Here is a 26,187-nt window from a genome sequence, read left to right on the forward strand (position 1 = left end):
CCTTATCTCCTCTTCTTATTTCCTTTTTGGTAGTAAAACAGTCGCTCGTTCAAGTGGGACAAAAACTGCCGGGAAACCATCAGCGATTCCCTTTTGCCACTCAAGCGATAGACATGGCGTCCTTCGTAAATCGGCTCCACCTCGTTCAGTGGATAGCTCTTTTCCTCGCCAGACAACGAGATGATCAGATGTGTTTTTGTCAGTTTGTACATCGGACGCAGGATGGCTTTGTACAAAAACGGGGATAAGCCTACTACGGCAATCGCGATCGCAAAAGCGAGCACCTTGAACGCCGTCGCATCACTGGGAAAAAACTGTGCCAGGATCATCATTCCAAAGACAAATGCCACTGTTTCCATGATTCGCATTTTCATGCTTTTTCGCAGAAGCATGTCCTTGTAGGATGATTCCTCTTGGTACAATACATCTGACATCGGTTTTTTCATGAAACGCATGCCACCTCATCAAATAAGTTATCTTGAATGTATCGCTTTTCCCTGTCTGGTGTCAATGAAGGGAATGTTGAACAAAAAGATCCCTATCGGCCCAAAACCGATCAGGGATCTCCTTTTGATACATGTATGGTTATTCCTTTGCCGCCTCAGACGAACGGACCTTCTTGAAAGTCCCTTCTACCATTTTGGTAACCTGTTCTTTTGCCTTGTCCAATTGCTGGTCTGCTTGCTCCTGTGTCAGTTTGCCTTCCTCCACAGCCTTGGCCAGCATATCCTCATGCGCTTTTTGCAGCAGCGCAATGACCTCTTCTTGGTCTACACCTTGCTCTTTCGCCACTTCAGCCAGCGACTTGCCTGCCTTCAGCGCCTCCTGCAGTTGGGCAGCGTCCAGTTTGAGCAAAGCCAGCAATTCCTCGTTTTGCCCAAAACCGAAGAATCCTTTGCCCATTCCTCTTGCTTTGCCTGGATGCGGATTTGTTACCTGTCCTTCAACCCGTTCGCGGGCATTTTCGCTCATCTTGTCGGCCTGCTCCTGCGTCAGTTTCCCGGCAGTTACGGCTTCCGCCAGCTTCTCTGCCTGCTCTTTGACCAACAGGTCGATCACAGCTTGCTTGTCGACACCTTGCACTTCTGCGATCTCAGCCAGGGACTTGCCTGCTTTTTGCGCTTCTTTCAGCTCTTCTGCTTCCAGTCCGAGGAGCTTTAGCAATGCCTCGCTTTGTCCGAAAACGCCGAAGCCTCTACCCATTCCCATCTTACCTGGATGACCGTTTTCCACCAGCTGGGCAATGCGCTCACCGGCATTTTCACTCATTTTGTCTGCCTGCTCCTGCGTCAGTTTCCCGGCAGTCACGGCTTCCGCCAGCCTATCTGCCTGCTCTTGGACCAACAGGTCGATCACAGCTTGCTTGTCGACGCCTTGCGCTTCTGCGATCTCAGCCAGGGACTTGCCTGCTTTTTGCGCTTCTTTCAGCTCTTCTGCTTCCAGTCCGAGAAGTTCCAGCAGTGCTTTGTTTTCTTTGAACGCAACGCCGCCGAAAACACCCGCATGTCCTCCCATTTTCACCTTGCCAAAGTTTTGTTTTCCTTCCACTGTATAGTTGGTTTTTGCTTGGTCCGCGTCAGCCGCATACGCACTTCCCAGCATCCCCAAACTCAGCACCGCAGCCATCGATCCAAACAGCATTCCCATTTTTGCTTTGCTCAACATGTTGCCATCATCCTTTCCATTCCAGTCTCGCACCTCTTCGGTACAAGTCTTAGTGTAGTGGACGATTCTTAGATTCACGTTTGAGAAAGATGGAAATCTGGAGGGAATCATGCGGAACCGTTGTGGGAAAAAGAAAAAGGACGGCGCTGGACCGTCCTCTCTCGCTTCTTATTTACCGCCTACTCCATAGGTGGACTGTGCGACATTCACCATTTCTTCCTCCGGCAGGTCTCCTGTCAGCGTAAACTCCACGCCATCCAGTTCCCAAGTCAGATGTCTTTGATTATCACCTGTCTGAGCCAGGACACCGATCGTAAAGCCGAGGTTCACCGGCATGCCCTGTTCATAGGAAACACTGGCAGCAGTCGGACGGGATTCGAGCAAATTGTAGTTGTAGGCACCCTTGTATTTCAGGACTACCACGCGTTCCCCATCGCGCGTCACCGGCTCGATGTCGCCTTGCTGTACGCCTTCTGGCATATAAGTCGGAACAATCACGCCGAATTGGCTGGATGGCTGTTCCTGCACGCCTTCGCCCGTTGCTTTGCCCATTGTAGGAACGGACGGCAAGGAGGACGTGCTCATATTGTGGTCTTTGTCGAATGCGTTCTTTTCAAACGTCGGATTGAAGACGAACTCTGTAAAATTAATCTTCACCAGCGGATTCATGCTGGAATCCATGATTTCCGCGTGCGTCGGTTTAAAATCTTCTGTCAACCAAATTTTTTGCTTGGTCAAAGACCGATTGCCGCTGTAATTCGCCTTTACCTCAAACAAATACTGCTTGTCATCCATCTTCATTTGACGCTCCGAATCATCAATGATGCTGCGAGCCAATGTCTCATACAGGTAAAGTGGGCCATTGTTTTCCGGCCAACCGCTCTGGAATCGGAAGCTTTTTTTCAAATGTGGTGTAAGGACGAAAACTCCTTCGTCATTTCGCAGGATGATCTGGGTAATGCCGCGCTGCTTGGAAGTGAGGGCCACTCGATAATTGGTCGGTTTTTCGTACCAAACCTGTACATCATACTCCATCGGGGTGGTCCCGGTTTCCATGGTCAATACCGCTTGTGACTTGTAGCCTTCCATCTTGTCCAGCGTACCACTCAAGTCACCCACCACATCTTCTGGTGTCTTTTGACCAAAGCAGCCGCCGAGCAGCAGAGTGAAGATCATCAATAACACCAGTGGTAAAGCTGCTCGTTTCATTGAATGAATTCCTCCTTGTCAAATTTTTCGACAAAGAAGGGCACCCCTGTCTATTTCCTGGGAAATCTGTCAGTCCTTTCTCGACGAAGACGAACATCGTGTCTGTTTTTATCCGGCCTTGGAGGACGCGATATCGCATCAATCGGCAAAAGACTTTCTCTGTCACCAGAGCAGGTAGTCCCTCCTGATCTACGCGATATAAATCTATGTCCATCCTCGTCCCGTTATGCAGACAAGTTTACAGACTTTCTACAATTACCTGTGCCATCGCATGTGTCCGGCTATGAGAAATGCTGCTATGTATACGAATACGGCTATGATCCAGCCCCAGTTTTTCAAACACCCCTGCTGAGATGTACATCTCTGGCTTTCCCAGTGTGTCTGGCAGAACCTCCATATCCAGAAAGCCTATCGTCGCACCGATCCCTGTCCCCAGGGCTTTTGCTCCTGCCTCTTTGGCGGCAAAACGACCTGCTGCGAATTCCGCTTGCCGCTGTGCGGATTTGGACGCATACAGGTTTTTCTCTTTTTCGGTCAAAAAACGGTCAACGGCATGCGGCTGCCGCTCAAGCCATTTGGCGATCCGCTCGATTTCGACTAAATCCAGTCCGATTCCCACGATCATGATTGCAACGCTCCTGTCTCGTCCAGCTATGGTGTCAACGTATCATCCTCATGCAGGATTGACAAGCTATAAACGAAAAAACCCCCGCAAAATCGGGGGCTTGTCTTCCATCACTATTCAGTAGGCTGTCCGGATTGTTGTGCAGACTTCGCAGCAGATTGCTGGTTTTGACGACGAACTTCCGACACATTGGTTTCACTTGCAAATTCAGTAGCAGCAGCGTTCTGAGCTTGTTGCTGTGCCTGTTTCATCGCTTGTTTGTTTTGCTTAGCCATTGTCTCGATTCACCTCCTCGACGTCACTGCATATAATTTGCACTCGAGCCGAGTTTCGTATGCCGCCATTTATTGGAACCCCTTTTCATAAGAGAGAGCTTGTACGGAGGGCATCCTAATGTGGGAAAGCCAAAGGATTTTGACGGGAGGAAACCGAATACCTCTGTAGATGGCATCTGAAAGGAGAATGAACATGTCCACGAAAGTGATTGTCTATACCCAAACCACCTGTGGTCCTTGCCAAGAGGAAAAAATGTGGTTGACCCAGCAAAACATCCCGTTTGAAGACAGGGACATCCGCAAGAACGAAACCTACTTCCAAGAGGCGATCAACATCGGGGCAAGCATGACGCCGGTAACCCTGATCGAAAAAGAAGATGGGGAACAAATCGTCATCCACGGTTTTGACAAAGAACAAATAAAAAAAGCGCTGGATCTATAATCCAGCGCCCTGACTCAGCCGAAAGACGGTGTTCTTTCGGCTGAGTTTGGTTTGACGACCGTCGACATATCGGGCAAGTTTGATAAAATTTGTTTTACTTGTGGAGAGCACTCGGAATTGACGGAGTAATACACCCAGGGTCCTTTCCGCCGCTCTTTCACCAATCCATGTGTCTTTAATTTAGCCAGGTGCTGGGAGACAGATGGCTGGGACGTCTGCAGAATCTCCACAAGATCACGGACACAGAGTGACTGTCCTTGCAAGAGAGCCATGATCGTCAAGCGAGTCTTGTCGCCAAGCAGCTTGTATATCTCCGCCAAAAGCAATACCTGCATGAAATCCGTTTCCATATGAACCCACCTTTGCCTCGCATAACATAATCCTGAACATCAGTATACTATACGCCCTATAAGTTGGGGAAGATGGGTTCACGAAAACTTCCTTTTTGCGAGTCATACACTTCTTTGCTTCATCGCCTCAATCAGCTTGTCTGCAGTGCGCGCAGCCAGCGCCATTACTGTATTTGTCGGATTTGCACCGCCGGAAGTGACGAACGTGGAAGCCCCTGCTATGAAAAGATTTGGTATATCGTGCGACTGCCCGTACTCGTTCACGACAGAGGTCTGTGGATCGGATCCCATGCGGCAGCCCCCCATCAAGTGGGCCGTGTCCGACACGACATGCTCTGGAATTCCTCCCATCGCTTCAATCAGCCGATTCATTTGTCCGATGGCATGCTTGTACAATTTTTTGTCATTCTCCTGGTAGCTGAAGGTTACTTTGGGGACAGGCATGCCGTATTCATCCGTCAATCCGCTCAGTGTCACCGCGTTGTCCGGATGGGGCAATACCTCCCCGACCAAGGTGATTCGTGCATACAGATTGTAATCCAGCATCGTCTCGCGGAGCTTTTGCCCCCATAAAAAGGAGCCATCCTCCCGTTCCGCTGCAATCGCCCCTGCCATCGCCACTGGCCTTGATCCATGGGCGATGAGCGTATAGCCCCTGGCAAAACCACGGTCCAGATCTGTCTCATAAAAATGCTGAGACAACGAAAGGACTGGAGTGCCTTTGTACAAACGCACCTCTTCCGGCAATCTACCATAGACATCATGGCTGGAATGAGGCATGATCGCCTTCCCTACCCAACCGCTGGAGTTGGCAAGCCCATCGGGAAAATGCGGAGTTGCGGAATGGAGGAGCAAGCGCGGCGTCTCCACGACGAATCCAGCCAGGATCACGACGCGGGCCCGCTGCCGGTATGACTGCCCATCGTGTGAAAAAACGACCCCTGTCACCCTGTTGCCCTCTGATAAAATCTCGGTCACCATGCAATCCGACAGCACTTCTGCCCCTTCCTGGATCGCTTTCGGAATGTGGTGGATCAGCCCGCTGTATTTGGCGTTCGGCATGCATCCCTGGTTGCAGAAGCCCCGGTTGATGCAGGGCGGACGACCATCAAAAGGTCCTGAAAGGATGGCCAAGGGAGCGACGACGCTCTCCATCCCCAATTTGGCGCACGCCTCGCGGAAAAGCTGGGCATTGGCGCTGATCGGTTCCCGTACCGGGTACGGGTACGGGCCGTGAAAAGCCCCCCAGGGAAAGTGGTCCGGGCCGGAGACGGCAATTTCCCGCTCAATCCGGTCATAATAGGGAGCCAAATCCTGATAGCGGATCGGCCAATCCTCCCCGACGCCATCCAGCGTCCGGGTCATAAAGTCACTCTCGTGAAAACGCAGGAAAACGCCGGTGAAGTGAACGGTGCCTCCTCCCACGCCTCGCCCCGAGTTATTGTGACCCAATCGCAGGGGATCCTGACCATCTACCAGACGGGTCTCTTGCCAGCCCAGCCTGCGCATGGACAACTCATCGCTGGCAAAGTCATGCTGCGGATCCCAGAATGGCCCCGCTTCAATCACGACGACCTTCAGACCTGCTTTCGCCAGGTCGTACGCGAGCACCCCCCCGGCCGCACCGGCGCCGACAATGCAAACATCCGCCTCGTCCGCGTACTTGCGCTGATTCATGTCATTGGAGCGATGTCCTGCATAATGAACACTGTGATGAGTTACTCCGCCTTCATGTTTCACTCGCTTTCGCCTCCCAGGGATCCGTCAGTCCTTTTTCCACGCGCACGTACCCGCGCGGATAGGCAGGGCCGCCGTAGCCAATATCCGACCAAACCAAAGGATGGGAGTAACAAGCATCGACAGCGTCGCGCAAGATACGCTTGAAAAAGGTAACGGAATCCACCTCTGACCAGGCATCTGCCGCTTTCGTCTCCCCCTCTGAGATTGCCCGCAACACTGCCTGCTGCTCCTCTTTTTTCAACACGACGTAATCGACTCCATACCGGGCATGGCTCTCCGCATCCACCCCGGCCAAGCCCTTTCTGTACAATTGCTTTTTCGGAAGCACTCCTACTTTGCGCTGCGCCTCTCCGATCGGGCTAGCCAATGAGTCATCCAGATGCTGAATTACATAGGTGAGCACCTCCAGACGATGGTCATTCACCAGAACTCTGACAATGGTCTGCATCAGCAATGCTTCACCTTGGGAGAAAAAAGCGTACGATACCTGCGGAGTTCGCCGTGAACCCACGATCTTTTTCGTATGATCATCCCAATGCTGATGCTCCTCCCATACATCGTAACCGGGATAGCGGCTGTGTCTGCTCATCTCACGTCACCCCCAAAACAGGGCGATAAGCCCCAGCCCCGAGAGTGCCGTCATGAACAAGGGAAGGATAATCGGGGGACCAACGAGAAAATTCTGGCTCTCCCCATATCCACCTACTCGCTGTCCGATGCCAGCCGTATGAAGATAAGCGCCAAAGACGCCGCCAAACAGCCCCAACACCATCCAGACGGTAAATACCCAGCGCAGCCATGCTGCGTTATAAAAAGACAAGACGATTGCCGTAACGGCAAACAAAGGCAGCTCTATGACGGGAACCCACATCGCCCAGTGCCGAAAATTTTGTCTGGAATGAAATAGGGTGACCTGAACAGCAAGCAAAACAAAAGCAAGCCCGACAAACAGGATCAGCACGCGTTCAATCGGCCAGCCATGCCACATGGAAACATCCTCCTTTTATGGTGCGATGCGCCTATTTTCTCCGCGTGTCAGGAGTCCTATACTTACATAAGAAAAACGCGGGAAGATCACCCGCGTCCTTTTGTTTTTATGGTCCTCCAGCTGTAGTGAGGCGGAGGAAAAAGGAGAGAACGCTTAGGCGGGTTGGGATCTTCGCTGGGGGCCGACTTGTCCGTCTCCACTCCAAAGGCGGAACCGCGGCCAAAAGCAGCCAGTTCGAAGAAGTTGTACAGGGTTGGCCGCTGAATGCTTGTTCCGCCTTTTCCGTTACGCCTGGGTCAAGATCCCAAATGCCTTCGCTCTTCTCTCCTTTTTCCTCGACCAGCTTTTCCTGCTCCCTCACCTTTTGCGGGCTTCTCATGGAGCATCTTGATCTTCGGAGGAATTCAAAACCGATTTTCTATATATAAACTCGGAGCGAAGCTCCGAGCCTTTTTACGTTAGAGAACATCCAAAAGTTTATATTCATTCCCTCGCAAAGCCCTTATAATACTCTGGATACGCAAAAACATCCCAATTCTGATTATCATCAAAGAAAATCCACCTAAGTATGTTTGTATCCATCTTCTAATCCTATCCTAAAACAAAGAAAACAGGACAGCCTTTCGGCTATCCCAAAACTTATAAATTCCTGTCTGTCAAAAAAGAACCTGCGAGGAATTCCCTCGCAGGTTCTTTGGCTTTACCCAAAACGGCCCGTAATATAATCTTCTGTTCGCTTGTCAGCAGGATTTTGAAAAATGGTCGACGTCTCATCTACCTCAACCAGCACGCCATTGAGGAAAAACGCCGTCTTATCCGAGATGCGGGCTGCTTGCTGCATATTGTGCGTGACGATTACGATCGTATACGTAGCTTTCAAGTTCTCGAGCAATTCCTCGATTTTTGCCGTAGAGATCGGGTCGAGTGCGGAAGTCGGCTCGTCCATCAGCAGGATCTGCGGCTGGACGGCGAGGGCGCGAGCGATGCAGAGCCGCTGCTGCTGTCCACCAGAAAGCCCTGTCGCCGGCTTTTTCAGAACATCCTTCACTTCCTCCCAAAGCGCTGCTGCCTTCAGGCTGTTCTCCACGATCTCGTCCAGCTGGTCGCGATCGGTCAAGCCATGCAGCTTGGGGCCGTAGGTGATATTGTCATAAATGCTCTTGGGAAACGGATTTGGATGCTGAAACACCATCCCGATCCTTTTGCGCAGACCTTCCACATCCACTTGCGGACTGTAGATGTCCTCGTCAAATACTTTCACCGAGCCAGTAATTTTTGTATGGGCAATCGAGTCGTTCATTCGATTCAACGTCCGTAAAAATGTTGATTTCCCACATCCAGACGGACCGATCAAGGCAGTAATGGCATGGGAGTCGACATCCAGGTTGATGTCATGGAGAGCCTGTTGCTTACCGTAAAAGAGATTCAGCTCTCGCACCGAAATGACACGCATACGGTTCTCGCTCCTTCATTGTTGCACAGTTTTATTCTCGCTCTCTCACTATACCGGTCAATTATGGTGTTTCCGTATAGATAAGATGAAGTTTTCATTAATTTTTGAAGGAAGGTAAAGATCAGGTAAAGATTTTTCCCGATCTATCGACGATCCACCAAGCGGCTCCTACAATTAGGGCTGAGAACATTGCCACGCAAAAGGGAGAGCTGATGATGTCCCCATCATTCTTACATTTTCGCATTTCATCCATTCATTCTCGGACAATTTTCACCAGGCTGTTCTTCGGAATTTTGGCAATGGTCGTCGCCATGATGGTTACGGCAGGGTTTTTTATCAGCTACCAGACAGAATCGATGCTTGAGGAGAAGACCCGGCAACAATTGACGCAGGTCTCGCTCACCACCTTGACGGAGGCGAGCCATTGCGTGAAGGCGATCGTAGCCACTCTGCAATCTTTTGCATCCGCTTACGAAACGGGTAAAGTGACCAACAGCCAGGTGTTCGACATCTTTTCCGATCTGGCAGCGCAACACCCGACGATATCAGAGATACAGCTGGCAACCTCGGACGGGAAGTATCTTACGTTTCCCGGTTCACCGGTCGATGCGTACGATCCGAGGACGACAGACTGGTACAGCCAGGCACTCCGCTTGCAAGATCAACCGGCATACATATCGGATGTCTTTCAATTTTCCCAAACCGAGTTTCCCAAGATCGCTGTCTCGCTTCCTCTCCAAAAGGATGACGGACAGACCGCCGGGGTTGTCGTTGCCTTTGTTTCCGTCCCCAAGCTGAGCGAGTTTATCGGCGGCATTCAGATCGGCCGCTCCGGTTATGCCATGATTGTAGATCAACATGGCAAGCTGGTCGCCCATCCCGATGCGAATTACGCATTGACTCGCCCATCCTTGGAGCAGCTTCCCGTCGTGAATGAGGTTATGGCGGGCAACGCAGGTGTCCAGACCGTCCATCTCGACCAGGCAGACTATCTGGCTGCCTTTCAATACGATCCCTGGCTTCGCTGGGGAATCATCGTTTTGCAGGGAGTAGCCGAGCTGGAACAGGAGGTTCAACGCCTGCAATGGACCATCCTCGCCATCTCGCTGATCGGTTTGGGGGCTTTGTCCGTGCTGCTGTACGGATACGTCCGCAAAATTGTCGCGCCCATCAAGGAAGCGCAGCAAAAAATGACCGCCTTCAGCGAGGGCAATCTCAGCCTGGTGATGCACGTGAAAACCCAAGACGAGCTTCGGCAGCTGGCGGATGGTTTCAATCGCATGAGCGGACAACTCAACGGGATCATACGCAAGATCCAGCATGCCATATCCGATGTGAAGCAGATTGCCCTTCATGTCGAAGACGGCTCCAGACGCTCCCATGCCGTTCAAAGCGGAGTCACAAACGTCACGGAAAGGCTGTCGCACGAAATGGATGCCCAGCACCAGCAGATAGCGGACATTCACGACCATGTGGACAGCATCGCGCAGGAAATGAACCGGATCACTACCTTGCTGCAAAATGCCCTCGAACAGAATCAGATATCAAGCCAGCAAACTGCGAGCACTTCCTATTCCATCGAGCAGCTGCAAACGGAAATGAAGAGGATCTCCGAAGATATGCGCACTTCGCTGCAAGCGGTATCCGCCATGAGGAAAAGCATGATTGACATCCACGACATCTCCGGCATGATCATGGATATTTCCAAGCGCACCAAACTCTTGTCCTTGAACGCTCGTATCGAAGCGTCCCGCGCCGGAGAGGCCGGCCTTGGTTTTGGCGTCGTGGCTGACGAGATCGGGCAGCTCAGCGCGCAGACCGAGACAGCTACCTCTCGGATCCAGCAAGTGATTGCTGCAGGGGAACAACGCATGGAACACGTCTCCCGCTGCATGCAAACAACAGATTCTGCCACTCTGGAAGCGATTCATACCCTCAGCCAGGCAACCGACACGTTTGCCCAAACGGTCCAGCTCAGCGATACGTTTACCGCTCAGTTCGCAGCGATCCAGCAGCTCTCCGCTTCAATACGACAGCATAGTCAACTCATTCTCGAGCGCGTAAATACGCTTTCTGCTTCCGCAGTCGAGGTATTGGACGGCATGCAGCAGGCTGTAGCTTCCAATCAGGAAAGCCTGAGCTACTCCCAGCAATTCCTGAACGACTCTGCCAAACTGACCGATGTCGTCGAAGATTTGGAACAGGAAATCCGCTTTTTCCAGACAACAACAGAGAAGCCCTCCGCGTAGAGGGCTTCTTCTTGTTTGTGTTCCGTCATCAGCCGAATCGGCCGCTGATGTAGGCTTCCGTTTTTTCGTTTTCAGGTGTAGTGAAGAGTGTGGAGGTATCGTTGTATTCAATCAGCTCACCCATCAAAAAGAAGGCGGTTTTGTCCGAGATGCGGGCTGCCTGATGCAAATTGTGGGTCACGATCACAATCGTGTACTCCTCCTTCAAGCTCATCACCAATTCTTCGATTTTCATTGTCGAGATGGGATCGAGAGCCGAAGCCGGTTCATCCAAAAGCAGAATGGTCGGCTGCATGGCGATCGCCCTCGCGATGCAAAGGCGCTGTTGCTGGCCGCCAGAGAGCGAGAGCGCCGACTCCCGCAAGCGGTCCTTCACTTCATCCCAGAGCGCGGCCTTGCGCAGACTTTCTTCTACAACCTCGTCCAGCTTTCGCTTATCGGTCAGGCCGTGAAAACGCGGGGCGAAAGCTATGTTTTCATAGATCGATTTAAAAAACGGGTTGGCCCGCTGAAAGACCATTCCGATAACCTGGCGCAATCCTTCAATATTTACATCCGCACTGTTGATATCCGTCCCGTCCACCTCGATCGAACCCGTCACCCGGCAAGAGGGCACCAGATCATTCATCCGGTTCATGCTGCGCAAGAGCGTGGACTTGCCGCAGCCGGAAGGACCGATAAAGGCAGTGACAGAATTGCGATCAATATCCATGCGAATATTGGATACTGCCCGTTTTTCCCCATAGTAAACCGACACATCGCGCGTCCGAATGATCGTCTTTTCCAAGGTCTTCACACTCATCGCTTCCACCCTTTCCTAATTGGCCCCTGATGTCATCTTTTTGTAGATCCATGCGCCAAACCAGCGCGCCGAGAGATTAAACAGCAGGACGGCAATAATCAGGACCGCTGCGGCGCCATCTGCCACATCTCGCGCATCCGGAGCCAAGCCTTCGCTGTTTACCTTCCAGATGTGTACCGCCAGCGTCTCCGCCGGTCGGAACGGGTTGAGCGGAGAGGTCGGACCACTCAGAGAAAATTGGCTAAAATCGAGGTCAGGCGACGACATTCCCGCAGTAAACAAAAGCGCGGCGGCTTCCCCGAAGACACGGCCCGAGGCCAGAATCGTTCCAGTCAGAATCCCTGGCAAGGCAGCAGGCAAAATCACAGAGACAATCGTCCGCCATTTGGTGATGCCCAAAGCAAGACTCGCCTCTTTTTGACTGCGCGGTACGTTGCGAATCGCATCTTCCGTGACACGCACCAGGAGAGGCAGATTGAAGACGGTCAGGGCCAATGCCCCGGAAAACAGGGTGTATCCCCATCCCGTCATGTTAACGAAGACCAGGAGTCCGAACAGACCAACGACGATAGACGGCAGCGAGGACAACACCTCGATGCTCATGCGGATAAACTGCGTAAATTTGTTGTCCGGCGCGTATTCCGCCATGTAGATGCCTGCGCCAAGTCCAAGCGGCAAGGCGATCAGCATCGTCAATACGAGCAGGTACAGGGAGTTGAACAATTGCGGTCCAATCCCGCCGCCTGCCTTCACAATATCAGGAGGTGAGGTGAGAAAATCCAGATTCAGCTTATGCCAGCCCTGCGTCAGGATGAAACCGAGCAATCCGAGCAAGGTGCCAATGATCAGCACTGCAATCAGGGTCAAAATGATAGTCGCGGCGCGGTCCATGATTTTTGCTCTCATTTGTTCACCCGTCCTTTTCTACCGATGATGCGCAAGATCATGATAAAGACGAAGGACATCAACAAAAGCAGCAAGGCCATCGACCACAGCGCATTATTGTAAGGAGTTCCCTGAATCGTGTTCCCCATGTTCAGGGTGATTCCGCTGGTCAACGTGCTGATTGGATCGAGCAAGCTGCCCGGGAGCTTGGTGGTGTTACCAATTACCATCTGGACCGCCAGCGCCTCCCCGAATGCACGCGCCATCCCTAGGACAATGGCAGTGAGGCATCCCGGCAAGGAAGAATGCAGCACGACATTCCAAATAGTTTGCCAACGCGTCGCCCCCAAAGCCAAGGACGCATTGCGCAAATCCTGCGGCACTGCCGAGATCGCATCAGCGGCCACGCTGGTAATTGTCGGCAGAATCATCAAGGCGAGAACCAGTCCGCCCGCCAACAGACTGAAGCCCAGAACATCAAACTGTTCACGTATAAACGGCACAAGCAAGGTAAGCCCGACATACCCGTAGACAACTGACGGGATTCCCACCAGCAGTTCAATGACAGGTTTCAAGACCTTCTTGCCGAAGTTCGGGTACAGCTCAATCATGAAAATGGCAGCGCCAATGCCGAGAGGAGCTGCGATCAAAGCCGCCAATGTCGTAACCAGAAAGGAGCCGAGAATGAAGGGAAAGACGCCGTATACGGCAGGTTCGCCTTCAGGGTCCCATTTGACCTGGCTCAAAAATTCCGTGATGCTGATTCCGTTCACGAAAAAAGTAGACAACCCTTTGGAAGCGATAAAGTACGTAATCGACAAGACTACGATGATCAACAATGCCGCACAAACGGTAGCGATCACCCTGCCGGTCACATTCTCCGTCCATTGGCGTTTGTTGCTGGTCAACATTTTCCGTGCAATCCCTGATTGTGATGGAGTGTCAGTACGATGGGTCATGATTCCCCTCCTTGGAAAAGGGACAGCAAGCAAAATAAGGGGGAAGCGCCCCCTCACCCCTCATTTTGCCAAAACTGTCTATATGCTTGATTATTTTTGTTTGATGGTTCCGTCTGCTGCACGATCTACTTTCATCTCTGTAATCGGCAGGAAGCCCAAATCCTTCACGGCTGCTTTCTGCACTTCGTCAGTCACGATATATTCGAGGAACGCTTTGGCGCTGCCAGTCGGCTCGCCTTTTGTATACATGTGCTGATACGCCCACACTGGATATTGATTGGTCGCGATGTTCTCGCCGTTCGCTTCCACGCCGTCCAGTTTCAATGCTTTGACAGAATCATTGATGTAGGACAGAGCCAGATAACCGATTGCTCCAGGTGTTTCTGCGATGATTTTGCGAACAGTACCCGAGGAATCCTCTGTGATGCCTTCTGCTTCCTCAGTGCCATCCAGAGCGAATTTGCTGAAGGTTGCGCGAGTACCGGAAGATTTCGGACGGTTAACCAAGGTTACTTTTGTGTCAGGACCGCCAACCTCTTTCCAGTTGGTGATTTTGCCACTGAAAATATCAATCAGTTGTTGCTTGCTCAGATTGTCGATGCCGATTTGCGGATTCACGACAGCTGCCATGCCAACTACTGCGACTTTGTGGTCTACCAATTCACTTGCGGGGATGTCTTTTTTCTCTTCTGCGAAAATATCAGAGTTCCCGATCGTAGCTGCTCCGCTGGATACCTGGCTCAAGCCTGTTCCGCTACCTCCGCCTTGCACTTGAATTTGCAAGCCTGGGTTTTTCGCCATGAAATCCTTGGCTACTTGTTCGACCAGAGGCTGCATCGCTGTAGAGCCTACTGCTGTGATCGGTTCGTTGCTTGTTGTCTCAGCGCCTGCATTGCCAGAATTGGATTCCGGTGCTGGTGTCTGTGTCCCGCCGGATTGTTGTTGCGGTTGAGATGGAGTTGCCGCATTGCTTCCACAACCTGCGAGCAAAGCCCCCACAACTGTCAAAGCCATAAACATTTTGCTGAGTTTTTTCATTGGATGAAAATCCTCCCCGTTTTGTAAGGTCATTATTTTTGGTCTTTTCACTTACAAAGTTTACAGGGGGAATGTTGTTCTATTGTGTTGGGATTGTAAAGCTTTCTTAAAGATCGCCGCGAATCGGGATGCCTCATGGGAGAGTGGGGAATACTGATGATCATTCTTTTGTCAGGGAGGGTTGACCAAACGTGGATCAATTGGCCTTGTTTCTTATTATTGTCGGAGCCTTAAACTGGGGATTGATCGGCTTCTTTCAGTTTGACCTGATCTCGACTCTTTTCGGTGAGGAAGAATCCATTGTTGCTCGGATTGTCTATACAGCCGTTGGCTTGGCCGGCGTCTACTCCATCAAATTTCTCTTCGGCCTCCGCGAGCAGCCAAACCCGGAGAACGGTTCGTAGTGCCTCAATGAAAAAGCACGTCCCAGACGAAACCGGGACGTGCTTTTTGTGGTATCGGTTATTGCGCAACCTCATCACGCGTCAGTGGCTCTACAATATCAACGTGCCCCATTAGCGATTCTGCAGGTTTCCCATCCTCCAAAATCACGATGCTTTTTACCTCTGGAAATTGGAACAGGGTCTTCTTCAACGCATCCAGGGCCATGATTTCACCACTGGAGCCAAGGTTGTAAACGTTATGGCTGTCTGCGTCAATGGTCAACTTGCCTTCCTCAAAGGTTAGCGAGTGGTACTTGAAATCGACCCACAAGGGAAAATGCTTCTCCTTTTCCTGCGGAGCCTCCAGAAGTGCGACCGCCTTCTTATACTTCTCCAGATCATCCGCAAAGGCAATCTCCTGTTTCTCCTCCTGCAAAGCAAGCAAGTCGTTGTCGGAATAGAATACGGAAATGGTTTGTTTGGTCAAGCTGGAACCGGACGGCTCTTCTGTTGGCGCCCCCGTCTGTGGCGCAGGCTCCGGCGCTGGAACGGGAGCAGGGGCAGCATTTTGTTGACCGCAGCCAGCAGCCAAAAGCAGCAGCGCAAATAGACCGAGTCCAACCAGGCGTCGTCTGTAGTTCATCTTATCCTCCTTACTGCGAGCTGCCTTATTGATAGGATTGGTAGTACTCCCGTATGGCAGCTACAAGTGCTTTCGCAATTTTCTCCTGGAAATCAGGAGAAGTCAGCTTGCTGTTTTCCTTGGGGTTGCTGAGGAACCCTGTCTCTGTCAGAACAGCCGGCATTTTCGTATGCTTGATGACGTAAAAGCCCGATGCCTTCACACCGCGATTCTGGAATTGCGTAGCCCCCTGGAGATGCTTGTGGACAAGCTGCGCAAACTCCTTGCTGTTGGCATTGTAATAGAAGCTTTCCGTTCCGCCACTGTTCGGGTTGGAGAAGGAATTGGCATGGATGGACAGAAACAGGTCTGCATCCCAGTCGTTGGCGATGGCAACTCGCTCGGACAGCTCTAAAAATACGTCTGTACTGCGAGTCGGCACGACCTGGAACTCTGGATACTGCTTCAAGAGCTCTACTACTTTATTGGCTACCGCGAGGGTGTAATCCTTCTCGTGATTGCCAGTTACACCTAATGCACCCGGATCCTTGCCGCCATGTCCGGCGTCGACTACGATCAGATAGCCGGTTTTGCGAGGTTGCGGGATCAGCTTTACCTCAATTCCGTCCTCTGAATAGGACAGGGTGTACTTACTCTTTTGATTCAATTCAATGACGACGCGGACGGTGTTCGGCGAGCTTTGGAACTGGCTGAAGCGCAAATCGGCTATCAACGCATCCTCTGCTTTGGCCGCCTCTGCCATTTCGTCTGCTTCATCATCTGAGACGTCATCGTCAGCAGGCTCGTCCGACTTGTCGCTTTCATCGTCTTCTGCTTTCGAATCCGCGTCGGAATTCGCCTTTTCTTTTTGTTCAGTCGGGCCTTTATAGCCGTAGCTTTGCGGTATCAAATCCTCATCCAGAACCGTATGCGGCAGGTCGAGCACGATGCGATGCGGTCCGTTTAACACGATTGCCTCCGCACCGACTGGCAGTGTTGTCTTAATATGTACGTACTCCCCGTCCGCTTCTACTTCCTCCATATAGCTGAGACGTTCGATCTCTACCTGATTCTTCTTTTGATTCCAGGCAAATGTACCGCCGAGCTCCGTTTCCAACTGCGTGAGCGGCAAAGTCAGCTGGCCATCAATGGTGCGTCCTCGCTCCGGCCGTTTCCAAGCATGATTCTTGAGCCCGAACTGATCCGCTACTGCCTGCGCGGATACGTAATACGTATCGTCCGCCTGATAAAACTTCCAGCCATCCGGCGCTTTTTGACCATTCAACTCGGCTTGCGGCGTCTCGTTGGCGATCACGGTACGGGTGCTTTCTTCCCAGCCCACCGTCACTCCGAGTGATTCACCGACAAAGCGAAGCGGCAAAAGCATTCTCTGGTTTTTCATGGTTGGCGGCGCATCCAGTTGCACCTTTTTTCCGTTGAGCAGAGCCTGTTTGGATCCGACCGTCAGTTGCAATGTTTGTTGGCCTCGCGCAATCACAGCTGTTCGTGTCGGCTGATCCCAATCTACTGAAGCCCCGAGACCTTCTGCGATGACCCGGACCGGAACCAGCGTACGCCCTTTCTCAATAATAGGCGGTACTTCCGGCTGCACGGCTTGTCCCCCGATCATGAGATGGACGGATTGGTCGGCAGCTGCTGCCCAACCTGGGAGGCTGAGCAATAACAATAGTACAAACAACGGTAACAAACGTCTTTTCATCCTGACCTCCTTCATGTTGTTTTTTCGTCTGGCGAAGAAGCCGAGCGAATGAATTGTCCCGTAAAGTTAGACGCATAACCATCTGCAAAGTTTGTAGTATAATGGAACCAAATTCACTGGAAAAATAAAGAAAGTGCCGAAAATCGGCACTTTCTCCAATGAGAGAACTATGAAGCTCCTCTTACTCCAGCTCTCTTTCCTCGTATTCATACTCTACCTTCTTCGGAGCCACCTTGGCATTCTCGAGGGCTGGCGTGTCCGGGCGGGCAATCTGGTAAACCGCTGCCCCTACAATTTCCGCCACTTCCTGGAGCTTGTCCTTGCTGATTTTGTCGATCGTGTCTTCCGGCGAATGGTACCATGGCTCAACAGGCGCATGGATAAAGAGAGCTGCCGGAATGCCTGCTTCCGCAAAAGGCACATGGTCGCTGCGTCCTTCACGGCCGTAATTGACGGTCTCTGACAGACGCGATCCCGCTGCCGCTCCCAAATCAGTCACGATATTTTTCTCCCCATCGACGGTATACATGATCAGCTTGCCAGCATCGCGGCTGCCGACCATATCCATCTGGAACATGCCCACGGTGTTTTCAATCTCTTCTTCAGACAAGGAATCTACGTAGGCGTAAGAACCGAGCAGCCCGTTCTCTTCTGCCCCAAATGTGACAAAGCGAAGTTCCGTGTCGATCGGCATATTCGACATGACACGTGCCAGCTCCAATACGGTTGCTGTACCGGAGGCATCATCATTTGCCCCAGGCGCCCCCGCCACGGAGTCGTGATGCGCTCCAACGATGACGATTTGACCCGTGCTTTTCTTCTTATCCGGCTTCTTCGTAGCAATTACATTATAGGAGGTGCTCTCCTTCATTTCTGAACCTTCAATCTCTACGTCGGCGATCAGGGTTTCCCCTGCCTCCAGCAAGGCCAAGAGTTCCTCACCCTGATCTCTTGTCAGCGCCAATGCAGGAACGTAGTCATCATTCGGCTCTCCCAGCGTACCGTTAATCACGCCGGAGGCATTGTTAAACAGGAGCACAGCCTCTGCCCCAGCTCTCGCCGCATTTAGCACCTTTTCTCCAAAACTGATCTCGCCGCGCTTGACGAGGGCGATTTTACCTGTCAAATCGACGTCTTCCAAATCGCTCTCACGGCCCAAACCGACATATACCAATTCCCCGGAGGCTTGTCCACTGACACCGTACGAAAAATTGCCCAGATCCCAATCTACATCTTCCATGCCGCTGACAGACAATGACATGTAATCTGGCGCCTTGTAGCTGGTAAACTCAAAAGATTGCAGTTCTGTGTCATAACCGTAAGATTTGAATTGCTTCTCCAGGTATTTGGCGGCATCATGCTCCGCTTTGGTTCCGGCTACCCGTGGCTCCTGCGAGAGGTAATCAATCGTGTCATAAATATTGTCCACCTTGATTCGCTTTACAATCTTGTTGTCAAACGCACTGTCAGACGGATGCGGTTTTGCGTAAACGGGAAGACTGAATGCCAAACTCGCGATTAAAGCAATGGGAATCAGTTTCATCTTACGTTTCAACATAATTCTCCTCCTGTCATGTGAAAAAAAGGAATCATATTCATTATCAAGGCATATATCGGAAATGAATAGTCAGAATCGTCATACAATTTCAGGCAACGTCCGACAGATGAACAAGCCTGTTTCCCGAAAAAAAGAAGGCGTTCTTAGGCCGAACGCCTCTTTTCTTATCTCCAATCTCTCCTTTCCCGACGAGTTTCGGATGCTGACGCTCCTCCTTTTAACCCACCGCTTGTCAAAAACTGTTGAATCATTCCGATGACTGCCGGATTGGACAGAACCTTGATTGAATCTGCCACCTTGGGATTGTTCAACTGGGGAATCACGCTGCCCAATTGAGGCAACAGCGGAAGCAGCTCCTCCAGCGGCAGTGCGAGCTTTGGTTTGGGGGGTTCTACTTCAACAGGGTCAGGACGCCGTCTCCCAAACAGAAGCCCTCCCCTTCGCCTTTGAGGAGGTTGACTCGTTTTCATACGGTTCAACTTTTCCTTCATCATCTGAATTTCCTGACGCATTTGATGCATTTCGCGCATCACTTGCTCATTCCCCGATGAATGCACCTCTGCGATTCGCTCGATCGCTTCGGCCATTTTCGCCTGAGAAGAGCTGCTCTTCGTTTTTTGCTTTGGCTTGGCTTTTGTCCTTGCAGCGATAATGCCCACCTCCCCCCTTCTCTTTTCCAAACCAACTATTTAAATTTCTTTTTAAAGGCCTGCACGTCGTTGGGAGTGATTCCTTTTTTCGCGAGCTTGTTCAACAGACTTCCTACATCTTCATTCTTGTACATGGTCCGGAACTGGGCAACATAGCGGTTTAATTCCTGATCTGTAAAATTCTTTCCCGACTTTTTCCCGAGATCACGGATGACTTCCTTCAACCCGGCATCTGTCTTCAATTTCTCTTTCGGTATCGACTTTATGATACTGAGCAACTTGCCCAAATCCACAGCGATCCCCCCTGGTCCAGTATGTTCCTTTCACTTTATGTCAGGAGCAGCGGAATGGATTGGTCATCTGTCCATAAACACGCAAAAAAACGAGGGCTGCTTCTCGCAGCCCTCGTCTGTTCCGTAAATCTTATTGCGCTTTATCAGCCAGTTTGTAGTCAACGTTACCCAAACCGTCTACGATTACACCGGTAACCTTGTCATTTTGAACCCAAGATTGCGTGTAGAAGTAGATTGGCATGATTGGCATATCTTCCATCAGGATTTTTTCAGCGTCAGCCAGAATCGCTGCGCGTTTTGCCGGATCCATTTCCAGAGAAGATTGGTTCAGCAGTTCTTTGTACTGTGGATTTTCCCAGTTGGTGTCGTTGTTGCCACCTTTTTTATCCTTGTACAACTCCAGGAAGTTGATTGGATCGTTGAAGTCACCCAACCAGCCCATACGACCGATTTGGTAGTTTCCTTGATGCAGGTCTTCGATGTACACTTTCCACTCTTTGTTTTCCAGTTTTACATCGACGCCCAGGTTTTTCTTCCATTGGTCTTGGATTGCCTCGGCAATCTTTTTGTGACCTTCGGATGTATTGTAGGAGAGTGTGACAGTCGGCAGAGAAGTGAGTCCCTCTTCCTTCAAACCCTCTTCCAGCAGTTTTTTCGCTGTTTCAATATCATTGTCCTTGAAGTAGCCATCTTTGTTCAGCGCCATGGATGGTGGCACCGCACCTGTCGCTGGCAATTGACCTGCTTGCAGTACGTTGTCAATCAGGGATTGACGATCGATCGAGTAAGCAAATGCTTTACGGATTTTCACGTTGTTAAACGGTGGTTTTTCCGTATTGAATTTGTACCAGTACGTACCTGCAGTAGGCTGGGTTTTCATTTTTCCGGAATCTTTCAAAGCCGGAATCGCATCTGTTGGAAGTGCGCTGGTTGGAGCACCTGCCCAGTCGAGTTCACCGTTGTCAAACATGGACAGCTCTGTATTCTCGTCCTCTACCATGGAGAATTCGATCTTGTCCAGTTTTACGGAGTCTTTATCCCAGTAGTTGTCGTTTTTCTCTACAACCAGTTTGTTTTTATGTTCCCAAGTGGTCAATTTGAACGGACCGTTCCCTACGTGAGTAGCAGCATCCGCAGCCCATTTTTCATTGGCTTCTACTACTTTTTTGTTTACTGGGTAGTAGGTATAGAACGCTGTCAGCTCTGTAAAGAATGGCGTTGGGTTTTGCAGAGTAACTTCCAGGGTCTTGTCGTCGAGTGCTTTTACGCCGACATCGTCCATTTTGGCTTCGCCTTTGTTGAACGCTTCACCGTTTTTGATGTAGTAGAGCTGGTATGCATAGTTGGAAGCCGTTTTTGGATCCAACGCGCGTTTCCAAGCGAATTCAAAATCGTGCGCGGTTACAGGATCGCCGTTGCTCCATTTTGCGTCGCGCAGTTTAAATGTATATTTTGTGCCGTCTTCGGATACTTCATAGCTTTCCGCAGCAGCTTCATGTACTTTTCCATCTTCACCTGTACGAGTCAGACCTTCAAAGGTAGCGCGAATGATCGTACCGGACGTAGAATCCTCTGCGATGCCTGGGTCAGCTGTAGGTGGTTCCGAATGCAAATTCACTTTCAATACTTTAGGGTCAGTAGATGCTGGCGCTTCAGCGTTGCTGCCTTGATTATCTGCTGGTGCCGCTGCTTGATTGCCGCCACCACAGCCTGCAAGTGCTGCGCCCAATACGAGGATCGAACTCATTGCCAAGAAGACATTCTTTTTCATTCAACTAAATCCCCCTTTTCTAAATCTTTTATCAATATACATCCATTTATATTATTTTTAAACATGTTTTAGAGTGATTTAATAAATTTTTATTTATTCATTAAGATTTATTGCGCAATTGTAAAAAATTATTACTCCACTAACAACCAATAAAAAAAGAAGCTGCAGGATATCTCCTACAGCTTCTGCTATTTATTTGCGTTTCATGTATTTTTCGGATGTTTTTATTGTGTGATTTCTGCCCACTTCAGGTCGATGAAGCCGAGACCGTCTACTTGAACGCCTTTTACCTTGTCGTTTTGGACCCAGATGTCTACGTCGGTGAAGAGAGGAATGAGCGGCATATCTTCCATGAAAATGGCTTCTGCTTCCGCCAGGATCTGATTGCGTTTTTCCGGATCGTTCTCCAAAGCGGATTGCTTCAGCAATTCTTTGTAGCGCTCGTTTTCCCAGCCTGTGTCGTTGTTGCCTGTATTCTGGTCGCGGAACATCTCCAGATAGTTGATCGGATCATTAAAGTCAGCGTTCCAGCCGATCCGGGCAATTTCATAGTTCAGCTGGTGCATGTCGTCCAGATGTACCTTGAACTCTTTGTTCATCAATTTGACGTCGATCCCCAGCGATTTTTTCCACTGGTCTTGAATCGCTTCTGCAATCTTCTTGTGGCGATCTGTCGTATTGTAGGACAGTGTGATGGTTGGCAGCTGCTTCAAATTCAGCTCTTGCAGGCCCTCGGCAAGCAATTGCTTCGCTGTTTCCACGTCATTGTCCTTGAAATAGCCTTCTTTTTTGATAATCATGGCTTGCGGCAGCATCCCCATGGTTGGAACCTGCCCAACCTGCGTGATGTTGTCTACAATCTCTTGGCGATTTACAGCGAGAGAGAGTGCTTTCCGGATTTTCACATTCGCCAAAGGACCTTTGGTAGTGTTCATTTTGTACCAGTACATCGTTGCTTTCGGATGGATGACCAGCTTGCCGGACTCTTTCAGTGCAGGCACCGCATCGACTGGCAGTCCACCAAGCGGTTGACCGGCCCAATCCAGCTCGCCGTTTTCAAACATCGACAAAGCGGTATTGTCGTCTTCGATCATGGCGAATTCAATTTTATCCAGCTTTACAACGTCTTTATCCCAATAATGCTCGTTCTTTTCCAGGATAATTTTGCTTTTGTGCTCCCAAGTCGTCATCTTGAATGGACCATTGCTGACATGGGTAGCTGCTTCCATCGCCCATTTTGGATCGGCTTCCACTACCTTTTTGTTCACAGGGAAGTACGTATAGAAAGCTGTCAACTGAAGGAAAAAGGGTGTCGGGTTCTCCAACGTGACTTCCAGAGTATGGTCGTCGAGCGCTTTTACGCCCAGCTCGTCAGCAGAAACCTCGCCTTTATGGACCTTCTCGGCGTTTTTGATGTAGTACAGCTGATACGCATACTCGGCGCCAAGCTGAGCATCCAGCACGCGCTTCCAGGCGTATTCAAAGTCGTGAGCGGTCACTGGGTCTCCATTGCTCCATTTGGATTCACGAAGCGTGAAGGTGTATACGAGATTGTCATCGGACAGCTTCACATCCGAGGCTACGGAGTTCATCGGCTTGGAGTTGGCATCCAGACGGGTCAAGCCGTCAAATGTAGCGCGTACAACCGCACCGGATGTCGCATCCTTCGCCAAGCCAGGATCAGCCGTGGATGGTTCACTCGTCAGATTGGCACGGAAAAGCTGTTCTGCACCGCTCGAAGCCCCCGGCGTTTCTTGTTTGCTCTCTCCCGGCTGGACAGGTGCAGTCGTTTGGCCCCCGCCTCCCGAGCAGCCCGCCAGGATGGTTCCCACCAGCAGTACAAGGCCCGCCAGAATGGATATCTTTTTCTTCATTCCCAAGATCCCCCTTTATCTGAAAAACTTTTTCCACCAAAATATACTTGAGCAGGATTCCTTTGGGAATGGGTTTAGGATAGATTTCATTAAATTTTATGAATATTAATATAACTGTGAATAAATATAAAGATTGGCTTGATCAGATGAATGTTTTGGCGGGGATGTTGTCCACAATAGAGGAATTTTTCGGGATTATATTATTTATGCGCAAAGGATTTACAGGAGGAAAAGAAAAGACCCAGGAAACACCCGGGCCTCTCGTACTGTATCTTACCTATTATTCCCCAACCGCTGTTGCTGGCTCAGTGGTGGTCTCTTCTTCTTCAGTAACAGCATCTGCATCTGCATCTACTTCTGCATCTGCTTCCGCATCCACATCTGCTTCCACTTCTTCTTCTACAACTGGATCAACGGCTTCTTCATCTTCAATGATGATGATTTCACCTTTTTCCTGATAGTCGACTTTGGTGTTCAGCGCTTCCCCAATAAAACGAAGCGGCAGGAATACACGTCCGTTTTTCAGAACTGGCTTTGTCTCCAACGCCACTTTTTGACCGTTGACTTCCGCTTCACCAGAATCGAGGTAAAGCACGATCTTTTTGTCACCACGCACCACTTCAACGACACGGGTCTCTGGTTTCCATTCCACTTCAGCTTTCAAGGAAGCACTTACTGCACGAACAGGAACCAAAGCACGGCCTTTGTCACGGAATGGAGTTACGTCCATAACCACTTCTTTTCCATTCACGTAGGCTTTCAGTCCGGTTGCCCCTGTTTTTTCGTACAATTCACCCAGTTTTTCAAAGCTTTGCTTGTCACCTGGCTTGTAAAAACGGTCCAGCAGTTCCTTTTGAACCTCCAGCGCTTGCTGCAGCTCAGACAATTGCTCCAAACGGCTGGTCAGATCTTCGTACTTTGCTTTCAGTTCGTCCGTTACCACTGGGTTTTTCTTCAACTGAATACGAAGGTCAATCAGCTCTTTTTTCGCTTTCACTGCTTCTTGAATGGCTGCTTTTTTGGCTTCGTAGTCAAAGTTTGAATTGGCTTTGGCTTCTTCCTGAAGCTTTTCCATTTCTTTCTGAGCCTTTTCTTCAGCTTTCTTTTTATCTTCTTCCGCCTTTTTAGCCGCTTTTTCTATGTCTTCTTTTGCTTTTTTGGCCTCTTTTTCGGCGTTCTCTTTCGCTTTCTCTGCTTCCTTCTCGGCTTTTTCCTTCGCCTTTTCTATATCCTTTTCAGCCTTCTCTTTAGCTTTTTCGGCTTCTTTCTCAGCCTTTTCTTTCTCTTTCTCAGCCTTTTCTTCTGCCTCTTTCTTTTCCTTCTCGGCTTTTTCCTTTTCCTTCTCTTCCTTCTCTTTCGCCTTTTCCTTTTCTTTTTCCGCTTTTTCGTTCGCCTTGCTTTCCTGCTTTGCTTGTCCCGATTCTTTTCCTTTATCGGCCGCGTGTACACCTGCGATCGGTGAAACAGCCAACAAAGCAAGAATCAAGCTGGTTGAAATGAGTTTTTTCATTGATGTCCCCTCCACTATATGCAATATACAACCTACTTTTATATCGTCAAACAAATAATAAATAATTATATTTTATTGCAAAAAGAAAAAGGCTGCCGAGATCGTTCCCCGACAGCCAGAGCTTCTACACTATGTTGTGCTTGTAGTTCCTTTTTCCTGCGATTCTGGTGACTCCAGTATTTCCTTTATATAGTTCTGCACCTTGGCAACATCGGGAACCAGCACGGAACCTGCACGATGCGACTCACGGAACATCCCCATGGGAGGAAGCTGATGATTGCCCGGATGGTCTGTATCAAGCTGCAGACCGAGAGCGGAAAGCTTGAGCATATCCATCGAGCTGATATTGGTCTGAATATAGGGTGTCACTTCCTTCAGAATCGTCGGCAATTGAATCAATGTCGTACCCTGCCTCATCTGTTTCGCAACAGCAGCAAAAAGTTTTCGCTGCCGTTCGGTCCTCGTATAGTCCGAGGTTGCATCGTGACGGAAACGGACGTATTGCAAGGCTTTGTCGCCGTCCAGCTTCTGCAGTCCTTTTTTCAGATTGATATCGTAACGGCCTTTATCGGTTGGATCGTGATAGTACATGTTCTTCTCCACATCCAGTTCAACGCCGCCAATCGTATCAATCAACGCCTTGAAGCCTTCAAAGTCGGTTATGACGTAGCGATCGACCGGCAACCCGGTAAACTTGCTGACCGTTTTCATAGCCAGCTCCGGTCCGCCATTCACCACGGCAGCATTGATTCGCGATTCGCCGTAACCGGGAATCTCCACGTAGGTATCCCGTAGAATAGAAAAGAGATCAAATCGCTTGTGTTCCGGGTCCAGACTGACGAGCATCATCGAATCTGAACGCGGCAATCCGCTGTTTCGATTTCCCCTGCGGTCTACCCCCATAAGGAGAATATTGACGCGATCTTTGCCGTCCCAATGAGGAAGCTCTGCGGCTTTCGTCCACTCACTGCTCCCTGCAGAAGGATTCGGCTCGACCAGATTCGGTTGCTGAATTCCCTGCGAAAATTGATAAAAGGCATATCCATAATAGCCGGTCGCTGCTACTAAACAAAACAACAACAGGACAAGTATTCGTTTCCCCATTCGTTTCAAAAAGATTCCACCT

Annotated in this window: 26 protein-coding genes; 3 read left to right on the forward strand and 23 right to left on the reverse strand. The window is 50.3% G+C overall.

Features of this window, described 5'->3' with window-relative positions:
* Nucleotides 1-2 precede the first annotated feature (2 nt).
* The 5 genes from T458_RS40090 to T458_RS40110 form a co-directional block, all read right to left on the reverse strand.
* Entirely contained in the window at nt 3-446 is a 444-nt protein-coding gene (locus T458_RS40090) for a hypothetical protein (RefSeq protein WP_023556678.1), read from the reverse strand.
* A gap of 139 nt (nt 447-585) precedes the next feature.
* Nucleotides 586-1,665: a hypothetical protein gene (locus T458_RS40095; RefSeq protein WP_023556679.1), complete on the reverse strand. Its 1,080-nt coding sequence runs from the start codon at nt 1,663-1,665 to the stop codon at nt 586-588.
* Between the two features lie 168 nt (nt 1,666-1,833).
* On the reverse strand, nt 1,834-2,874 hold the full coding sequence (locus T458_RS40100) for an outer membrane lipoprotein-sorting protein (RefSeq protein WP_023556680.1): 1,041 nt from the start codon (nt 2,872-2,874) through the stop codon (nt 1,834-1,836).
* Between the two features lie 238 nt (nt 2,875-3,112).
* Entirely contained in the window at nt 3,113-3,499 is a 387-nt protein-coding gene (gene acpS, locus T458_RS40105) for a holo-ACP synthase (protein ID WP_023556681.1), read from the reverse strand.
* A gap of 113 nt (nt 3,500-3,612) precedes the next feature.
* On the reverse strand, nt 3,613-3,774 hold the full coding sequence (locus T458_RS40110; protein WP_023556682.1) for a gamma-type small acid-soluble spore protein: 162 nt from the start codon (nt 3,772-3,774) through the stop codon (nt 3,613-3,615).
* 193 nt (nt 3,775-3,967) lie between these two features.
* Here T458_RS40110 and T458_RS40115 point away from each other — a divergent pair, with 193 nt between their 5' ends.
* Nucleotides 3,968-4,216: a glutaredoxin family protein gene (locus T458_RS40115; RefSeq protein ID WP_023556683.1), complete on the forward strand. Its 249-nt coding sequence runs from the start codon at nt 3,968-3,970 to the stop codon at nt 4,214-4,216.
* A 14-nt stretch (nt 4,217-4,230) separates the two neighbouring features.
* On the opposite strand, the gene T458_RS40120 is transcribed toward T458_RS40115, so the two are convergent.
* The 5 genes from T458_RS40120 to pstB (T458_RS40145) form a co-directional block, all read right to left on the reverse strand.
* Entirely contained in the window at nt 4,231-4,566 is a 336-nt protein-coding gene (locus tag T458_RS40120) for an ArsR/SmtB family transcription factor (protein WP_023556684.1), read from the reverse strand.
* Between the two features lie 102 nt (nt 4,567-4,668).
* Nucleotides 4,669-6,243: a GMC family oxidoreductase gene (locus tag T458_RS40125; protein ID WP_051410070.1), complete on the reverse strand. Its 1,575-nt coding sequence runs from the start codon at nt 6,241-6,243 to the stop codon at nt 4,669-4,671.
* A 52-nt stretch (nt 6,244-6,295) separates the two neighbouring features.
* On the reverse strand, nt 6,296-6,895 hold the full coding sequence (locus tag T458_RS40130) for a gluconate 2-dehydrogenase subunit 3 family protein (RefSeq protein WP_023556686.1): 600 nt from the start codon (nt 6,893-6,895) through the stop codon (nt 6,296-6,298).
* 6 nt (nt 6,896-6,901) lie between these two features.
* Complete coding sequence (locus tag T458_RS40135; protein ID WP_023556687.1) at nt 6,902-7,294, reverse strand: hypothetical protein; 393 nt, start codon at nt 7,292-7,294, stop codon at nt 6,902-6,904.
* A 700-nt stretch (nt 7,295-7,994) separates the two neighbouring features.
* Nucleotides 7,995-8,747: a phosphate ABC transporter ATP-binding protein PstB gene (pstB, locus tag T458_RS40145; RefSeq protein ID WP_023556690.1), complete on the reverse strand. Its 753-nt coding sequence runs from the start codon at nt 8,745-8,747 to the stop codon at nt 7,995-7,997.
* Between the two features lie 215 nt (nt 8,748-8,962).
* Here pstB (T458_RS40145) and T458_RS40150 point away from each other — a divergent pair, with 215 nt between their 5' ends.
* Complete coding sequence (locus T458_RS40150; RefSeq protein WP_023556691.1) at nt 8,963-10,996, forward strand: methyl-accepting chemotaxis protein; 2,034 nt, start codon at nt 8,963-8,965, stop codon at nt 10,994-10,996.
* Between the two features lie 28 nt (nt 10,997-11,024).
* On the opposite strand, the gene pstB (T458_RS40155) is transcribed toward T458_RS40150, so the two are convergent.
* The 4 genes from pstB (T458_RS40155) to T458_RS40170 form a co-directional block, all read right to left on the reverse strand.
* The gene (pstB, locus tag T458_RS40155; protein ID WP_023556692.1) at nt 11,025-11,798 is read right to left on the reverse strand and encodes a phosphate ABC transporter ATP-binding protein PstB; all 774 of its coding nucleotides are present in this window, start codon (nt 11,796-11,798) and stop codon (nt 11,025-11,027) included.
* Between the two features lie 15 nt (nt 11,799-11,813).
* Nucleotides 11,814-12,704: a phosphate ABC transporter permease PstA gene (gene pstA / locus T458_RS40160; RefSeq protein ID WP_023556693.1), complete on the reverse strand. Its 891-nt coding sequence runs from the start codon at nt 12,702-12,704 to the stop codon at nt 11,814-11,816.
* Entirely contained in the window at nt 12,701-13,642 is a 942-nt protein-coding gene (pstC, locus tag T458_RS40165; RefSeq protein ID WP_023556694.1) for a phosphate ABC transporter permease subunit PstC, read from the reverse strand. The genes pstA and pstC overlap by 4 nt, the downstream gene beginning before the upstream one ends.
* Before the next feature lie 90 nt (nt 13,643-13,732).
* Entirely contained in the window at nt 13,733-14,680 is a 948-nt protein-coding gene (locus T458_RS40170; RefSeq protein WP_023556695.1) for a phosphate ABC transporter substrate-binding protein, read from the reverse strand.
* A gap of 191 nt (nt 14,681-14,871) precedes the next feature.
* Between T458_RS40170 and T458_RS40175 the strand changes: the two genes are divergently transcribed.
* Nucleotides 14,872-15,084 carry a DUF378 domain-containing protein gene (locus T458_RS40175; protein WP_023556696.1) on the forward strand — a complete coding sequence of 71 codons (213 nt, stop codon included), beginning with the start codon at nt 14,872-14,874 and terminating at the stop codon, nt 15,082-15,084.
* 58 nt (nt 15,085-15,142) lie between these two features.
* On the opposite strand, the gene T458_RS40180 is transcribed toward T458_RS40175, so the two are convergent.
* The 9 genes from T458_RS40180 to T458_RS40220 form a co-directional block, all read right to left on the reverse strand.
* Nucleotides 15,143-15,706, reverse strand: coding sequence for a GerMN domain-containing protein (locus T458_RS40180; protein ID WP_023556697.1), 564 nt, complete (start codon nt 15,704-15,706; stop codon nt 15,143-15,145).
* A gap of 25 nt (nt 15,707-15,731) precedes the next feature.
* Complete coding sequence (locus T458_RS40185) at nt 15,732-17,405, reverse strand: N-acetylmuramoyl-L-alanine amidase (protein WP_023556698.1); 1,674 nt, start codon at nt 17,403-17,405, stop codon at nt 15,732-15,734.
* A gap of 181 nt (nt 17,406-17,586) precedes the next feature.
* A complete protein-coding gene (locus tag T458_RS40190) occupies nt 17,587-18,963 on the reverse strand; it encodes a M28 family peptidase (protein ID WP_023556699.1) in 1,377 nt (458 codons plus the stop codon).
* Between the two features lie 164 nt (nt 18,964-19,127).
* Complete coding sequence (locus T458_RS40195) at nt 19,128-19,622, reverse strand: hypothetical protein (protein WP_023556700.1); 495 nt, start codon at nt 19,620-19,622, stop codon at nt 19,128-19,130.
* A 26-nt stretch (nt 19,623-19,648) separates the two neighbouring features.
* Nucleotides 19,649-19,906 (reverse strand): hypothetical protein, encoded by a 258-nt coding sequence (locus T458_RS40200; protein ID WP_023556701.1) that lies wholly within the window; start codon nt 19,904-19,906, stop codon nt 19,649-19,651.
* A 130-nt stretch (nt 19,907-20,036) separates the two neighbouring features.
* On the reverse strand, nt 20,037-21,677 hold the full coding sequence (locus tag T458_RS40205) for a peptide ABC transporter substrate-binding protein (protein ID WP_023556702.1): 1,641 nt from the start codon (nt 21,675-21,677) through the stop codon (nt 20,037-20,039).
* A gap of 224 nt (nt 21,678-21,901) precedes the next feature.
* Nucleotides 21,902-23,551 carry a peptide ABC transporter substrate-binding protein gene (locus T458_RS40210; RefSeq protein ID WP_023556703.1) on the reverse strand — a complete coding sequence of 550 codons (1,650 nt, stop codon included), beginning with the start codon at nt 23,549-23,551 and terminating at the stop codon, nt 21,902-21,904.
* Nucleotides 23,552-23,831: 280 nt separating this feature from the next.
* A complete protein-coding gene (locus T458_RS40215; protein ID WP_023556704.1) occupies nt 23,832-25,061 on the reverse strand; it encodes a copper amine oxidase N-terminal domain-containing protein in 1,230 nt (409 codons plus the stop codon).
* 129 nt (nt 25,062-25,190) lie between these two features.
* Nucleotides 25,191-26,165 (reverse strand): LCP family protein, encoded by a 975-nt coding sequence (locus T458_RS40220; RefSeq protein WP_031305714.1) that lies wholly within the window; start codon nt 26,163-26,165, stop codon nt 25,191-25,193.
* Between the last annotated feature and the right edge of the window lie 22 nt (nt 26,166-26,187).

This window comes from Brevibacillus panacihumi W25, from assembly GCF_000503775.1.
Lineage (GTDB): Bacteria > Bacillota > Bacilli > Brevibacillales > Brevibacillaceae > Brevibacillus > Brevibacillus panacihumi_A.

Bases quoted from the DNA above. Each gene is read 5' to 3' on its own strand.
- T458_RS40090 (WP_023556678.1), bottom strand. From the start codon at position 446: ATGAAAAAACCGATGTCAGATGTATTGTACCAAGAGGAATCATCCTAC.
- T458_RS40095 (WP_023556679.1), bottom strand. From the start codon at position 1,665: ATGTTGAGCAAAGCAAAAATGGGAATGCTGTTTGGATCGATGGCTGCG.
- T458_RS40100 (WP_023556680.1), bottom strand. From the start codon at position 2,874: ATGAAACGAGCAGCTTTACCACTGGTGTTATTGATGATCTTCACTCTG.
- acpS (WP_023556681.1), bottom strand. From the start codon at position 3,499: ATGATCGTGGGAATCGGACTGGATTTAGTCGAAATCGAGCGGATCGCC.
- T458_RS40110 (WP_023556682.1), bottom strand. From the start codon at position 3,774: ATGGCTAAGCAAAACAAACAAGCGATGAAACAGGCACAGCAACAAGCT.
- T458_RS40115 (WP_023556683.1), top strand. From the start codon at position 3,968: ATGTCCACGAAAGTGATTGTCTATACCCAAACCACCTGTGGTCCTTGC.
- T458_RS40120 (WP_023556684.1), bottom strand. From the start codon at position 4,566: ATGGAAACGGATTTCATGCAGGTATTGCTTTTGGCGGAGATATACAAG.
- T458_RS40125 (WP_051410070.1), bottom strand. From the start codon at position 6,243: ATGAATCAGCGCAAGTACGCGGACGAGGCGGATGTTTGCATTGTCGGC.
- T458_RS40130 (WP_023556686.1), bottom strand. From the start codon at position 6,895: ATGAGCAGACACAGCCGCTATCCCGGTTACGATGTATGGGAGGAGCAT.
- T458_RS40135 (WP_023556687.1), bottom strand. From the start codon at position 7,294: ATGTGGCATGGCTGGCCGATTGAACGCGTGCTGATCCTGTTTGTCGGG.
- pstB (WP_023556690.1), bottom strand. From the start codon at position 8,747: ATGCGTGTCATTTCGGTGCGAGAGCTGAATCTCTTTTACGGTAAGCAA.
- T458_RS40150 (WP_023556691.1), top strand. From the start codon at position 8,963: ATGTCCCCATCATTCTTACATTTTCGCATTTCATCCATTCATTCTCGG.
- pstB (WP_023556692.1), bottom strand. From the start codon at position 11,798: ATGAGTGTGAAGACCTTGGAAAAGACGATCATTCGGACGCGCGATGTG.
- pstA (WP_023556693.1), bottom strand. From the start codon at position 12,704: ATGAGAGCAAAAATCATGGACCGCGCCGCGACTATCATTTTGACCCTG.
- pstC (WP_023556694.1), bottom strand. From the start codon at position 13,642: ATGACCCATCGTACTGACACTCCATCACAATCAGGGATTGCACGGAAA.
- T458_RS40170 (WP_023556695.1), bottom strand. From the start codon at position 14,680: ATGAAAAAACTCAGCAAAATGTTTATGGCTTTGACAGTTGTGGGGGCT.
- T458_RS40180 (WP_023556697.1), bottom strand. From the start codon at position 15,706: ATGAACTACAGACGACGCCTGGTTGGACTCGGTCTATTTGCGCTGCTG.
- T458_RS40185 (WP_023556698.1), bottom strand. From the start codon at position 17,405: ATGAAAAGACGTTTGTTACCGTTGTTTGTACTATTGTTATTGCTCAGC.
- T458_RS40190 (WP_023556699.1), bottom strand. From the start codon at position 18,963: ATGTTGAAACGTAAGATGAAACTGATTCCCATTGCTTTAATCGCGAGT.
- T458_RS40205 (WP_023556702.1), bottom strand. From the start codon at position 21,677: ATGAAAAAGAATGTCTTCTTGGCAATGAGTTCGATCCTCGTATTGGGC.
- T458_RS40210 (WP_023556703.1), bottom strand. From the start codon at position 23,551: ATGAAGAAAAAGATATCCATTCTGGCGGGCCTTGTACTGCTGGTGGGA.
- T458_RS40215 (WP_023556704.1), bottom strand. From the start codon at position 25,061: ATGAAAAAACTCATTTCAACCAGCTTGATTCTTGCTTTGTTGGCTGTT.
- T458_RS40220 (WP_031305714.1), bottom strand. From the start codon at position 26,165: ATGGGGAAACGAATACTTGTCCTGTTGTTGTTTTGTTTAGTAGCAGCG.